At 72.1% G+C, this 13096-nt stretch carries 14 protein-coding genes; 5 read left to right on the forward strand and 9 right to left on the reverse strand.

Going from position 1 to position 13096, the window contains the following annotated elements:
• Nucleotides 1-2: 2 nt before the first annotated feature.
• A complete protein-coding gene (locus tag HHX35_RS28965; RefSeq protein WP_182901838.1) occupies nucleotides 3-899 on the reverse strand; it encodes an NAD(P)-dependent oxidoreductase in 897 nt (298 codons plus the stop codon).
• Between the two features lie 50 nt (nucleotides 900-949).
• Here HHX35_RS28965 and HHX35_RS28970 point away from each other — a divergent pair, with 50 nt between their 5' ends.
• The 3 genes from HHX35_RS28970 (at nucleotide 950) to HHX35_RS28980 (ending at nucleotide 4515) form a co-directional block, all read left to right on the forward strand.
• Nucleotides 950-1435: a helix-turn-helix domain-containing protein gene (locus HHX35_RS28970; protein ID WP_310739365.1), complete on the forward strand. Its 486-nt coding sequence runs from the start codon at nucleotides 950-952 to the stop codon at nucleotides 1433-1435.
• Nucleotides 1436-1657: 222 nt separating this feature from the next.
• Nucleotides 1658-3469 (forward strand): glycoside hydrolase family 15 protein, encoded by a 1812-nt coding sequence (locus HHX35_RS28975; RefSeq protein WP_220506028.1) that lies wholly within the window; start codon nucleotides 1658-1660, stop codon nucleotides 3467-3469.
• The gene (locus tag HHX35_RS28980) at nucleotides 3469-4515 is read left to right on the forward strand and encodes a glucose 1-dehydrogenase (protein ID WP_182901840.1); all 1047 of its coding nucleotides are present in this window, start codon (nucleotides 3469-3471) and stop codon (nucleotides 4513-4515) included. Before HHX35_RS28975 ends, HHX35_RS28980 begins: the two co-directional genes overlap by 1 nt.
• A gap of 12 nt (nucleotides 4516-4527) precedes the next feature.
• Here the strand turns inward: HHX35_RS28980 and HHX35_RS28985 are convergent, their stop codons facing one another.
• The 6 genes from HHX35_RS28985 to HHX35_RS29010 form a co-directional block, all read right to left on the reverse strand.
• The gene (locus HHX35_RS28985; RefSeq protein WP_182901841.1) at nucleotides 4528-5070 is read right to left on the reverse strand and encodes a hypothetical protein; all 543 of its coding nucleotides are present in this window, start codon (nucleotides 5068-5070) and stop codon (nucleotides 4528-4530) included.
• A gap of 28 nt (nucleotides 5071-5098) precedes the next feature.
• Nucleotides 5099-5902, reverse strand: coding sequence for an STAS domain-containing protein (locus tag HHX35_RS28990; RefSeq protein WP_182901842.1), 804 nt, complete (start codon nucleotides 5900-5902; stop codon nucleotides 5099-5101).
• Nucleotides 5892-6761 (reverse strand): MEDS domain-containing protein, encoded by an 870-nt coding sequence (locus tag HHX35_RS28995; protein WP_182901843.1) that lies wholly within the window; start codon nucleotides 6759-6761, stop codon nucleotides 5892-5894. Before HHX35_RS28995 ends, HHX35_RS28990 begins: the two co-directional genes overlap by 11 nt.
• 102 nt (nucleotides 6762-6863) lie before the next feature.
• Nucleotides 6864-7877 (reverse strand): cytochrome d ubiquinol oxidase subunit II, encoded by a 1014-nt coding sequence (gene cydB, locus HHX35_RS29000; protein WP_182901844.1) that lies wholly within the window; start codon nucleotides 7875-7877, stop codon nucleotides 6864-6866.
• Between the two features lie 13 nt (nucleotides 7878-7890).
• Nucleotides 7891-9165 carry a cytochrome ubiquinol oxidase subunit I gene (locus HHX35_RS29005; RefSeq protein WP_182901845.1) on the reverse strand — a complete coding sequence of 425 codons (1275 nt, stop codon included), beginning with the start codon at nucleotides 9163-9165 and terminating at the stop codon, nucleotides 7891-7893.
• Nucleotides 9166-9308: 143 nt separating this feature from the next.
• Nucleotides 9309-9941, reverse strand: a complete 633-nt coding sequence (locus HHX35_RS29010; RefSeq protein WP_182901846.1) for a TetR family transcriptional regulator — start codon at nucleotides 9939-9941, stop codon at nucleotides 9309-9311.
• A gap of 94 nt (nucleotides 9942-10035) precedes the next feature.
• Here HHX35_RS29010 and HHX35_RS29015 point away from each other — a divergent pair, with 94 nt between their 5' ends.
• Nucleotides 10036-10680, forward strand: a complete 645-nt coding sequence (locus tag HHX35_RS29015; RefSeq protein ID WP_182901847.1) for an isochorismatase family protein — start codon at nucleotides 10036-10038, stop codon at nucleotides 10678-10680.
• Nucleotides 10681-10717: 37 nt separating this feature from the next.
• On the opposite strand, the gene HHX35_RS29020 is transcribed toward HHX35_RS29015, so the two are convergent.
• Nucleotides 10718-11752: an RICIN domain-containing protein gene (locus HHX35_RS29020; RefSeq protein ID WP_182901848.1), complete on the reverse strand. Its 1035-nt coding sequence runs from the start codon at nucleotides 11750-11752 to the stop codon at nucleotides 10718-10720.
• A gap of 309 nt (nucleotides 11753-12061) precedes the next feature.
• On the opposite strand from HHX35_RS29020, the gene HHX35_RS29025 reads away from it, so the two are divergent.
• Nucleotides 12062-12667 (forward strand): dihydrofolate reductase family protein, encoded by a 606-nt coding sequence (locus HHX35_RS29025; protein WP_182901849.1) that lies wholly within the window; start codon nucleotides 12062-12064, stop codon nucleotides 12665-12667.
• A 51-nt stretch (nucleotides 12668-12718) separates the two neighbouring features.
• Here HHX35_RS29025 and HHX35_RS29030 read toward each other — a convergent pair whose 3' ends face one another.
• Nucleotides 12719-13060, reverse strand: a complete 342-nt coding sequence (locus tag HHX35_RS29030) for a DUF3147 family protein (protein ID WP_182901850.1) — start codon at nucleotides 13058-13060, stop codon at nucleotides 12719-12721.
• Nucleotides 13061-13096: the final 36 nt, after the last annotated feature.

A 13096-nucleotide genomic window follows, 5' to 3' on the forward strand; every position in this document is an offset into this window, starting at 1 on the left:
GGTCAGACGTGGGCGCGGGGAGTGAGGAGCTCGGTGATCCGGATGAACCCGTCGGCGCCGTGGCCTTGTGCGATGACGCGGCGGGCCCAGCCCTCGGCCGCGCGCATCACACCGGCGTCGATGCCGTGGGCCTCGGAGGTGTGGACGATGTGGGCCATGGACGAGGCGGCCGAGGTGATCGGGTTGCCCTCGCCCGAGAATCCGCCGCTGTCCACTTCCGCCGCCGCCTCCTCGAAGATGGGCGGCAGGATCGCGCCGATGCCCTTGGCGAACGGCGCCAGCTCCCGCGCGGTCACCCCCTCGGCCCGCGCCACCGCCAGCGCGTGCGCGTAGCCCGCCATCGCGGTCCAGAAGACGTCGAGCAACGCGATGTCGTAGGCCGCCGCCCGGCCGATCTCCTCGCCGAGGTGGGTGTGCGTGCCGCCGAGGGCGTCCAGCACCGGCCGGTGCCGCCGGTAGAGCTCCTCCGGGCCGCTGTGCAGGAACACCGCGGCCGGGGTGCCGATGGTGGTGGTCGGTGTCATGATCGCGCCGTCGAGATAGCCGATGCCGTGCTCGGCCGCCCAGGCCGCGGTGCTCCGGGCACGGTCGGGCGTGTCGGCGGTCAGGTTCACGAGCGTGCGTCCCCGGAGCGCGCCGGCGACCGCGTCGCGCCGCACGACGGCGTCCGCCGCGTCGTAGTTCACCACGCAGATCACGGTCAGCTCGCTCGCGGCGACCGCCGCTTCCGGCGTGGGGGCGCCGTACGCGCCCCGCTCGGCCAACTCTCGATCTCTGCCCGGTGTCCGGTTCCAGACCGTGGTCCGGACGCCGGCGTCCAGGAAGGCACCGGCCAGGGCCTGGCCCATCGGGCCCAGGCCGAGCACCGTGACGGCAGACTGTTGGGTGTGCCGGCTCATGTCTCAACTCCTTCGTGCATGACAGCGATGGCGCTGAACGGGATGGAAAAATGACGCGTAGCCGTGCCAGGGACCTGAACGTCTGCGGGGTCACCGCCGCGATCGCCGTGATCGACGGCAAGTGGAAGACGATCCTGCTCTGGCTCCTGGAAACCGCTCCGCGTCGTCCCGGCGAGCTGGTCCGGCGGCTGCCGGGCCTCACCGAGAAGGTGCTGACTCAGACGCTCCGGGAGATGGAGGCCGACGGGCTGGTGCACCGTGAGGTGCACGACGCCCGTCCGTTGAAGACCGTGTACTCACTGACCGATTTCGGCCGTGAGCTGTCCGAGGCGCTGGCGCCGCTGTCCGACTGGGGACATCGCCGCCTGGAGAAGCTGGCCCAGGAGACGCCGGCCCGGGAGACGCCGGCCCGGGAGACGCCGGCCCGGGAGACGCCGGCCCGGGAGACGCCGGCCCGGGAGACGCCGGTCGGGGATGCGCAGGCCGGGGAGACGCCGGTCGGAGATGCGCAGGCAGGGCCCCTTTCGGTCTCCTGACACACCGCCGTCACCCCCGTTCCCGCCTGGAATCCGGCGGCCTTCCGGCCGCCCGGAACCAAGCTTCACGCCGCTCAGGCCCGGCCGACAAGTACCCACAAAAAGGTGGGTAGGCCGCGGAGCCCGGACGGCGGTTCTTTGCACTGTGCGTACGTTCCCTTTGCTCGGGTAGCGCGGTCCTTGTTCGCGAGATCGACCACCGGAGGGGGAGGCGCGGTGGCATTGCGGATCGAGGACTACGGGCTGCTCGGCGACCTGCACACGGCGGCGTTGGTGGGGCGCGACGGGTCGATCGACTGGTTGTGCCTGCCCCGGTTCGACGCCCCCGCGTGTTTCGCCGCCCTGCTGGGCGACGAGCGGGCGGGGTTCTGGCGCCTCGCCCCCGCGGCCGGTGGGCTCTGCACGCGCCGCCGCTACCGGGGCGACTCCCTCGTCCTGGAGACGGAGTGGGACACCCCCGAGGGATCCGTACGCGTGATCGACGCGATGCCGCCACGCGGTGAGGCGGCCGACGTGGTGCGCGTCGTGGAAGGCGTCAGCGGACGGGTGCCGATGCGGTCGGCGCTGCGGCTGCGGTTCGACTACGGGCACATCGTGCCCTGGGTGCGGCACCAGGACGGACGGCTCGCGGCGGTCGCCGGACCGGACGCCGCCTGGCTGAACACACCGGTGCCGCTCCGCGGCGAGGACATGACCACCTACGCTGAATTCGAGGTGGTTGCCGGGCAGCGGGTGCCGTTCGTGCTGACCTATCGGCCCTCGCACGAGCGCATGCCGCGTCCGGTGGACGCGGAGAAGGCCCTCGCCGACACGGAGGCGGTCTGGACGTCGTGGATGCGCGGCTTCCGATACGAGGGCCGATGGGAGGATGCCGTGCGCCGATCGCTGGTCGTGCTGAAGGCGCTGACCTACGCGCCGACCGGCGGCATCGTGGCCGCGGTCACCACCTCGCTGCCGGAACAGCCGGGCGGGCCGCGCAACTGGGACTACCGGTTCTGCTGGCTGCGCGACGCGACGTTCACGCTGCAGGCGCTGCTGGGCACCGGCTTCGTCGCCGAGGCCAGGGCCTGGCGGGAGTGGCTGCTGCGGGCCGCGGCGGGAGACCCGGCCGACCTGCAGATCATGTACGGCATCGACGGCACCCGCCGCCTGCCGGAATACAGGCTCGACTGGCTGGGCGGCTACGAGGGCTCGGCTCCGGTGCGGGTGGGCAACGCGGCGTCCGGGCAGTTCCAGCTCGACGTGTGGGGCGAGGTCCTCGACGGGCTGCACCTGGCCAGGACCGCCGGCATCCACGCCGACGAGCAGGCGTGGGACCTGCAACGGGCGTTGCTGGACTTCCTGGAAGGCCACTGGGACGACCCGGACAACGGGCTGTGGGAGGTGCGCGGTGACCGCCGCCACTTCGTGCATTCCAAGGTCATGGCGTGGGCGGGCCTGGACCGCGCGGTGCAGGCCGTCGAACGCTTCGGCCTGGACGGGCCGGTGGACCGGTGGCGCGCCACCCGCGACAAGATCCACGCCGAGGTCTGCGACCGCGGCTACGACTCCGAGCGGGGCACGTTCACCCAGTTCTACGGCTCCAAGGGGATGGACGCCGCCCTGCTGCTGATCCCCCGGGTGGGGTTCCTGCCCTGGGACGACCCGCGGGTGGCCGGCACCGTCGAGGCGGTGCGACGCGAGCTGTGCTCCGACGGGTTCCTGCTGCGTTACCAGCCGCAGGCCGACGGCAACGTGGACGGCCTTCCCGGCACCGAGGGGGCGTTCGTCACCTGCACGTTCTGGCTCACCGACGCCTTGTACGGCATCGGCCGCCACCGGGAGGCGTACGAGCTGTTCGAACGGCTGCTGAGCCTCCGTAACGACCTCGGCCTGCTGAGCGAGGAGTACGACCCCGTCACCGGGCGGCAGCTCGGCAACACCCCCCAGGCGTTCAGCCACGTCGGGCTCGTGAACGCCGCTCGTCACCTGTCCGGCACCCGGCCGGCGGAGCACGTCGCGCACGGCCGCGAACACGTTGGAGGTGAGCGCTGATGCGCGCTCTCACCGTCATTCCGCTGCAGAAGGACTCCCTGGCCGTCACCGAGGTCCCCGATCCCGAGCCGGGCGAGGGGGACCTGCTCGTCGAGGGTCTCGCCGTCGGCGTGTGCGGCACCGACAAGGAGATCGCCGCCGGGGAGTACGGCTGGGCCCCGCCCGGCCGCGACCGCCTGGTCATCGGTCACGAATCGCTGGGCAGGGTGCGGCAGGCGCCTTCCGGATGCGGCTTCGCCCCGGGGGACCTGGTGGTCGGAGTGGTCCGGCGGCCCGACCCGGTGCCGTGCGGCGCCTGCGCGCACGGGCAGTTCGACATGTGCCGCAACGGCCGCTACACCGAGCGCGGCATCAAGGAGCTGGACGGATACGCGAGCCAGAGCTGGGTGGTCGAGCCCGGCTACGCCGTCAGGCTCGACCCCGGACTGGCCGACGTCGGAATGATCCTCGAACCCACCAGCGTCGTCGCCAAGGCCTGGGACGAGGTGGAGAAGGTCGGCGCCCGGGCCTGGTTCGCGCCGAAGACCGCGCTGGTCACCGGCGCCGGGCCGATCGGCCTGCTCGCGGCGTTGCTCGGCGTGCAGCGCGGGCTGGAGGTGCACGTCCTCGACCGGGTCACGGAGGGCCCCAAACCGGCCCTCGTGCGGGACCTCGGCGCGGTCTACCACTGCGAAGACGCCGGAGAGGTCGCCGCGAGAGTGCGCCCCGACGTGGTCATCGAGGCGACCGGCGCGGGACCGGTCATCTTCGCCGTGGCCGCGAACACCGCGCCGTACGGCATCGTCTGCCTCACCGGCGTCTCCTCGGCCGGGCGCCGGATCACGCTCGACGCGGGCAGCCTCAACCGCGACATCGTGCTGGAGAACGACGTGCTCATCGGCTCGGTCAACGCCAACCTCGCCCACTACGCCGCAGCGGCCGACGCCCTGGCCAAGGCCGATCTCGCCTGGCTGAACCGGCTGATCACCCGCAGGGTGCCGCTGGAGTCGTTCCGCGACGCCTTCACCGCCGGGCCGGAGGATGTCAAGGTCGTCATCGAGTTGTGACGGCTCTCCGGTTCACGACCAGAGGAGCAGCACGGCGGTGAGACCGAGGCTCAGCGCCACGAAGCCGGCCGTCCTGGGCTGCCGGGCGGCCTCCCGGCGAGAGGAGATCACCAGCACGGCGCCCACGGCGAGCGCGGCCAGGAGGTGCAGGCCGTACCAGACGGGGATCGGCACCCTGGCCAGGAAGGTCGCGGACAGCAGGTCGTCGGCTGACCCGTAGCCGCCGACCGCGGCGACCCCGGCCAGGCCCAGCACCAGGAGCGCGTACCGGTACCGGCCGAGCAGGGCCCAGACGACGGTCCCGAGGGCGAGCAGGATCTGGAGGCGGTGGTGCAATTGCCGTGCGAGCAGGCCGCCGCGTACGTCGAAGCTGATGTCGAGAATCGAGTGGTAGGCGGCGGACATCCGGACGCCCCGCAGCGGCTCGTAGATGCCGGTGTAGGCGACCGTCTCGCCGCTCGGCACGTAGGAGAACGCCAAATAGCCGCCGGTGAGCAGGACGAGCACGTAACAGTAGATCAGCATCTCGCCCATCAACTGTCTCGCCCGATCCATCGGCATATTTCAGCACATGCGCCCCGCTTCAGGAGGGCGGAAACAGGGGGACCGCCTTGGCGGGTGTCTCGCGGGTCGTGAACGGAACCGGGCTGAGCGCGTCGAGGCGCTCGGCGAACTCGGCCGCGAGACCGGTCAGGACGAGCATCCCCGCCGCCGTCTCCGACACGCGCTGCTGCGCCACGATCAGGGCGGTGATGCCGGTGCTGTCCCAGTAGGTCACCGCGGAAAGGTCGATCACCAGCCCCGGCGCCGGTGTGCCGGAGACGAGCTCCCCGACCGCCGCGGTGATCTCGGGGGCCGCCTGCTCGTCGAGGGCGCCGTCCAGCTCCAGGACGGTGTGCGACTCGAGACGGCGCAGCCGTGGAGTGGCGGACCGGCGCGACGCGGGCCCGGGGAGGGCGAAGTCGGCCGTGGCGAGTGTGCCGTCCGGGCCGGAGTCGATCGTGAACCGGTCCGACAGGTAGCGGGCGAGCCACAGCCCGTGCCCGTGCCTGACCGGCCATCCGGCGGCGTCGTGCCCGGACGAGCCGGGGTCGCCGACCTCGCAGCGCAGCACGCCGTCGAGCTGCCAGATCCTCGCCTGTCCGGTTCCCGAGCCGTGGAAGACCGCGTTGGTGGCGAGCTCGTGGACAGTGAGGACCAGGTCCACGGACCGTCCGTGAGGAAGCCCGGCGTGGACGGCGTGTGCCTGCAGCGTCTCCCGCAGGGGGTAGAGCGACCCGCGGTCGAACGAGTGGTCGAGGATCAGCACCGGCGTTCCGGCGTTCCGCTTCCCACCGCCGGAGCCCGAGGCGACGTGAGCGGCGTGGTTGGTTGCGTCATCGCTCATGCGCGGTCACCAGGCTGATCCCGGGAATGCCCTGAGCGCCGAGCAGCACGAACCGCGGCACGATGGCGGGATTGCATCGCAGGACGACCGTACGGGCCGGGGCCAGGCTCCGTGCCACGTCGATGATCGTCCGGGTGCAGGAGAGGTCGATGAAGGACAGTTCGGCCATGTTGATCGTGACGGGGCCGTCCGTCCTGATCGCCTCGCTCAGCGCCATGGCCAGGGCGTCCTCGGCCGCCCGGTCGATCTGTCCCGCCATCCGGATGCCGGGTGGCGCGTACTGGCGGCAGATCCGCAGCAACGGGTCGTCGTGGTAGGTGGCCGCGGCGACCGCCCGCGTGTGAAACGGGGAGACCGAGGCGAGGGTGACCGGGTCGAAGCGTTCCCGGTCGTACTGGCACAACACCGACACGCTGCCGTCCGACAGGATCGTCGCGATCTTCTCCTCGAAGGCGGGCAGCTGCTCCACACCGTGGACCGGCCGCAGCGCCCAGCCCATGTCGAGGGCCACCCGCAGCCCCGAGTAGCCCTCGTGTGAGGTCAGCTCCATCTGGGAACTCAGCCACCCCATCGCGTGATCCACGCTGAAGACCTGCCCGGACAGCAGGCCCTCCTGAGAGGCGACGACGTCCATCCGGCCGCTCGCGGTGGCGGACTGCACGGCGATCCCGCGGCGGTTCAGCTCGGCCAGCGCTCCCTGCGGCTCCTCGCACAACCAGACGACGCGCAACCCTCCCGCCAGCCCGTCCCGTACGAACGCCGCGGTGAGGTCGAGCAGTTCTTCCGGCTCGCCGAAGGTCAGGCAGGCGTGATCATTGATCGCCAAATCCGTGATCTGCACCTCAGCACTGACGGTCACCGCGCCACCATCCCCGGGCGGTCCCGGCCGCCCACCGTCTCATCGGGGTACCCATCCTAGTGACCGGCATTCGTCAAGAATCGGTCTCGGATGGCGAGAGGGCTACAGGTACGTCGGCGTACGGCCGGCCCGGTCGCGGAACATCCACCAGTTCCAGATCTGGGAAAGGAGCATCAGCGGCACCATGACCGCGGCGAAGCCCGCCAGCAGCCGCAGGGTGCCCGCCTCCGCCATCGCCTCCGCCAGCCGCAGGCCGGTGCCGGGGGTGCTGGAGGAGACCAGTACGAAGGGGTGCAGGCCCGCGCCGAGGGCGACGACGGGCAGGGCGGCCGCGCACGAGGTCGCGGCGAAAGCACGGCCCGTGCGGCCCGAGCGCAGCAGAGCCGCCCCCGCGAGGAGCATGATCACCAAGGCCGCGCCGGCCGCGAGGGCGGGCCACGGGTTGACGAGGGCGTGCCGTGCCGAGGAGAGGACGCCGGTGACGAGGACGCCGGCCGCCGCCACGGCCGCCACGAGCAGGGCGCGACGGCCGGCCCCCGCCGCCCGCGCGCTCGGCTCGCCGTCGGTCCGCCACGCCAGGAAGGATGCCCCGTGCGCGAGGAACACCGCGGTGGTCGTGGCGCCGCACAGCAGCACGAAGGGGTGGAGGAGGTCGGCCGGTCCGAGCGAGAAGGTGTTGCGGGCGTCCAGCGGCACCCCGGCCAGGAGGCGGCCGGCCACGAGCCCCCACCCCACGGCGGGCACCAGCCCGCCCAGGAAGATCAATCCATCCCAGAGGCGGCGTGCCGAGGCGCCCCGGTGACGGCTGCGCAACTGTACGGCGGTGTTGCCGACGACGACCCCGGCCAGGATCGCCGCGAACAGGAAGTACATCCCGGACAGCAGCCGCCCTTCCAGGAAGGGGAAGGCGCCGAACAGCACACCGGCCGCGGCCACCAGCCAGACCTCGTTGCCGAGGAAGAACGGGCCGAAGGCGTTGAGCAGCGCCCGCCGCTCGCGGTCGTCACGGCCGAGCCGGGGGGTGAGCATCTGCACGCCGTAGTCGAAACCGGCCAGGACGAAGTAGCCGGCGAGCAGCAGCCCGAGCAGGGCCGGCCACACGAGTTCGAGAGTCACGAGGGCTCCTCTTTCACAGGGCGAGCGACGCGGTGGCCCGCTCCGCCTGCCCGTCGCCGGGTGATCCGCCGAGGTCGGTGCCGGCAGGGCCGCGGCGGGCGTACCTGGCGATCAGCGCCACGTCGGCGACCGCCAGCGCGAGGAACACCCCGCAGAACAGGACCAGGGACGCCGTCATCGAGCCGACGGGCGACCGTGCGGCGGCCGTGGTGAGCTCGCCGTACACCGCCCACGGCTGGCGTCCCACCTCGCGCAGCAGCCATCCGCCGAACGCGGCGACGAAGGGCAGGGGAACCGCGACCAGCATCAGGTACGCCGCCGGGCGGAACCGGAGATACCAGTCCCGGTAGAGCAGGACGAGGGCCACGACGACCAGCAGGAAGATCAGATAACCGACACCCTGCATCACGTCGAAGGCGGTGGCGATCCAGGTGGGCGGCCGGTAGTCCCCCGCGCCGAACCGCTGCGCCAGTTGCGCCTGCACGTCCTCGACCCGCAGGGAGCCGACGTCGTCGACGTGGCCCCGCAGGGTCGCCGCCTTCATCGGCTGGGTGTCCACGAGCGTCGGGATCTGCACGAACCCGTAGTAGAGCGCCACGAACGCCGCGGGCGTGGCCACGAACAGGCCGAGCCGCAGTGACGTGCGGAAGAACTCCCGCTCCGCCGTGCGCTTGAGGAAGTGGTAGGAGCTGACCCCCGCCACGAACACCCCACCGGTCATCAGCGCGGCGGTGGCGGCGTGCACCAGCGCGTTGATCGCGTTGGGGTTGGTGAGCATGGCGCCGAAGTCGGTGAGGTAGGCGACGCCGCCGCGCACCTCGTGCCCCACCGGGTGCTGCAGGAAGCCGTTGGCCACCATGATCCAGTACGCCGAGGCGTACGCGGTGAGGGTGACCAGCCAGATCAGCGTGACGTGCACCGCCTTGGGCAGCTTCCCCCAGCCGAAGATCCACATGCCCAGGAAGGTGGACTCGGCGAAGAAGGCGACGATCGTCTCGAGTGCGAGCGGGGCGCCGAAGACGTTGCCGGCGTACTCGGCCAGCCCGCTCCAGGCGAGCCCGAACTGGAACTCCATGACCAGGCCGGTGGCGATGCCCAGCACGTAGTTCACGACGTAGATCTGGCCCCAGAACCGGGTCATGCGCCTCATGAGCGGTGCACCGCCGAGGGCGTGCCGGGTGTGCATCACCGCGATCAGCGGGGCGAGGCCGAGGGTGAGCATCACGAACAGCCAGTGGAAGCCGGCCGTCGTCGCGAACTGCAGGCGCGCCAGCGTCTCGTCCGTCATCGACGTACGCCCGTCACCCTGCGAGGAGAGGCCGGGGGCGTGTGGTGGAGCGACAAATCAGCCCTTTCCTCGCAAAGTCCGCAAGAGTGGACGGATCATATCCTCACACGTCTCGCGGCAGGTGATCGAGGGCGCCGGCCCGATCAGGAGGACGAGCGGGCCGTTCCAGTGGAGCCGAACAGGATGCCGCCGAGCGTCATGGTGAGGTAGCGGGTCAGCTCGTCGGCCGGCATGGCCGCGATCGGACCGTCGGCCAGGACGTACCGGCTGAACGTGACCCCGATGAGGTGCGCGCCGAGCAGGTCGACCCGCAGCGCGACGTCCGGGCCGGTGAGCACGGTGCGGTAGGCGGAGATGCTCTCCTCGCGCATGGCTCGCAGCAGTGCCTTGGCGGCTTCCTGGTCACCGGCGGCGCTGCGTACGAGGGCGATGAAGGGATCGGCGCTGTCGGCCGACTCCATGCGGGCGACGTAGGCGTGCGCGACTCGCCCGGCCAATCCCTCGGCGTCTCCCCGGACGCTGTCGGCGAGGTCCCGCGTCCCCGGCACGGCGGCGAGGAAGAGCTGCTCCTTGGACGAGAAGTGCAGCACCACGAGCCCGTGGGTCACCCCGGCCCGCTGTGCGATCTCCCTGATGGTCGCCTTGGCGTACCCGCGCTCGGCGAAGACCGAGCGTGCCGCGGCGAGGATGGCGGCTCGTCGTGCCTCGGGGTCGCGCACCCGCTTCCTCGCGGGCGTGGGCTCCGCGGCTTTGGACTGTGACGCGTCAGACACCATGCCGCTTACTGTACACGTGGACAGTATCGGTGATGCGGGCGTACATTACTGACCACATGGTCATTAGAGACCTCGCACACCAGGAGTGATCGCGATGAACCTCGCCCCGCTTTCTCCCGACGACACCACCGTGGTCCTGGTCGACTACGCCGTCGGTTTCGCCACCTTGCTGCGCTCGCACGACCTGCGCGAGCACCTCGCCAACGTCGTCGGCCTCGCCAAGACCGCCACGTCGTACGGCAGCGGCCTCGTGGTGACCAACGGCGAGGCGTCCAAGCCCTCGGGCCCGCTCTATCCGGAACTGCTGGAGGTCATCGGGGACCGGCCGGTGATCGAGCGCACGACGGCGTTCAACTCCTTCCTCGACCCGGCCTTCGCCGAGGCGGTGCGCGCCACCGGCCGCCGCAGGCTGGTCATCGGCGGCATCGCCACCGACGGCTGCGTGCTGCAGACCGCACTGGGCGCGTTGCGCGAGGGCTACGAGGCGTACGTCGTGGTGGACGCCACGGCGAGCCTCAGCAGGGAGGCGCATGACGCGGCGGTGCGGCGGATGGCGATGTCCGGCGTCGTGCCGGTCACCTGGTGGTCGCTGGCCGCCGAGTTCCAGCTGGATCCGCGCTTCGCCGACGCGCCGTACCGCACCCGGTTGATGAGCGAGTTCCAGCCGGCCATGACGATGGCGGGCCGCACGTTCTTCGCCGGAGTGCACCAGGGCCGGCTCGCGTCCACGACGGCCTGACGCGGGGCCTGGAACGAGAGGGCTGGGGCGCGGCGGGTCACTCGGGCTCGATGAGGAAGGTCTGCCCGGCCGCGGAGGCGCAGGGCCGTTCGACGGCCTCCGCTCCCGGCCGGCCGTCGTCCCCGTTGACGGCGAGACACCGGCCGCTCGACGCCGGTCGGATGCGGTAGCCCTGCCCGCCGGTCGGTTCGAGCCGGAAGCGCTGGTTGGGCCGGGCGCCGGTGCAGTCGCTCCAGGGCTCCAGCATGCCCGCCGCGGGGCCCGCCGGGATCACCGTCAGGCAGCCGACGCCCTTCGCCGGGTCGGGGTGATCCCATTGCAGGCGGAACAGTCCGTCACCCACGGCGGTGAGGAAGGTCCGCGGCGGAACCGCCGCGGCGCAGGGACGCAGGACCGCGACCTCGGGAACGTACGAGACGTCCCTGGCCCGCCCCGCCGTCAGGCACAGGGAGGGGTCGGCGGCCGGCCGCACGCGGACCCACCTGCGGGCCGGCGCCGGTCCGCCCGCCCCGGCGGCCAGGCCCGACGGTGCCGGGGTGGCCGAGATCGGCGAGGAGGGCGGGGAGGCCGCCTCTCCGGTGGACAAGCGGTCGAACTGCCAGGCTCCGACCAGGCAGAGCAGCACCGCGGCCGCGGCGCCCGCCACCAGTCTCCGGGCCGGAGCCTTCCGCCCGGAAGCCGGCGAGGCGTACGCGGGTGGCGGCGCCGCCGGCATCTCGCCGGAGGCCACAACACGCGTCTCGCCCCCGGGCGCGGCAGGCGCGTCGCCGGGCGGCGGGGTGGTCTTCTCGCGGGCGACGGCCAGGCGGCGGCGGGTGTCCACCCACTCGGCGACGGTGTCGCCGTCCGCCCCGCAGGCCCGTACGAACGCGGCGAGGAGGTCTTCGCGCGGCAGATCCCGGCGATTGAGCGCGTCGGCCAGAGTGGCACGCGGCAGGACGTCGCCCACGGCTTCGGCGCGGCGTTCGAGCTGCCGGTAACTGCACCCGCTCCACGCCCGGAGGCGCCTCATCAGGGCGACGAACTCCGCGGGCGTGGTGGCGGTCCGCGGCTGCGGCCGGATGTCGGTCACGTGTCTCCGTCCCGTAGATCCCTGCGCTTCCACGGCAGCCTATGCACGCTCCGGGGTGTCCGAGATCGTCCGGAAGTGTCCGGGACGCCGCCCACGTGTGGACGGGAGCCCGCGTGCCGGGCCACGGTGGCCTTGCACAACGGCCCGTCGGCGCCGGAGCACCCAGGTGCTCGGGGCGGCGTCGCGGGGGCGGGCCGTGGCGGCGGACGTGACCGCCCTTCTCCGCAGCGGGTGGCGGCGCACGCATTCTCCGCGGGCGACTGGCGCACGTCCGCCGCCGCATCTCACTCGACATGAGGGATACGAACCATGGGACGCATAGTTCTGTCTGTTTTCACCACCCTTGACGGCGTCATCGAGAACCCGCACGAGTGGGCTTTCGGATTCGTCGGCGAGGACTCGATGCAGGCCGGCCTCGACCAGATCCGCGCGGCGCGGGCACTGCTCCTCGGACGGGTCACCTACGAGGGCTTCGCGGCATCGTGGCCGTCGATGACCGACGAGGTGGGCTACGCCGACGCGATGAACAACCTGCCGAAGTACGTCGTGTCGACCACGCTGACCGAGGCCACCTGGAACAACAGCACGATCATCGGCGCGGACGCCGCGGCCCGGATCGAGGCCCTGAAGAAGGAGGTGGACGGCGACATCCTCGTCTTCGGCAGCGCGGCGCTGGTGCGGTGGCTGCTGAGGGAGAACCTCCTCGACGAGATGCGCCTGGCCGTCTACCCCGTACTCGCCGGTCGCGGCGCCCGCCTGTTCGACGACGACTCCGCGGACCCCGCCACGCTGCGGCTCGCCGGCACGCAGGCGTTCTCCTCCGGCGTGGTCCTGCTCACCTACGAGCCGACCGGCGAGGGCCTCGCCGATCCGGCCGCCGCACGCCGGGCGGCCGAGGCGAACGCCGGGGGGTGATCGAGCGCGGGGGTGATCGAGTGCCGTCGTGACGGGCGCCGCCGATCGGGCTCAGAGGCGGAGCCGGGCCACGGCGGCGTACAGGGCCAGGGAGAGGGCCGCCCAGGTCAGGGTGGCGATCGCGAGGGACAGCCACAGCGGCCAGTCGGTCACCGTGAGCGCCACGACGACGGCGAAGCCGATCAGGCCGACGGTGCCGAAGGTCGCCCCCGCCACGTCCTGCCCGGCCTGGCGTACGCCCTCCTCCTTGGCGACGAGGGTGACGCTCGCCAGCAGGATCGCCGGGAACGCGAGGAAGAGCCCGCCCGCGCGCGGGCCGGCCAGCACGGACACCATCCCGGCGAGCGCCGACACTCCGGCGCCGAACGCGAACCGGACCGCCCAGTCGCGCATGGGCGGTCGCCTCAGCTCACTGAGCCGCAGCCGCAC

Origin of the sequence: Microbispora sp. H10830 (genome assembly GCF_014161375.1) — a bacterium.
GTDB lineage: Bacteria > Actinomycetota > Actinomycetes > Streptosporangiales > Streptosporangiaceae > Microbispora > Microbispora catharanthi.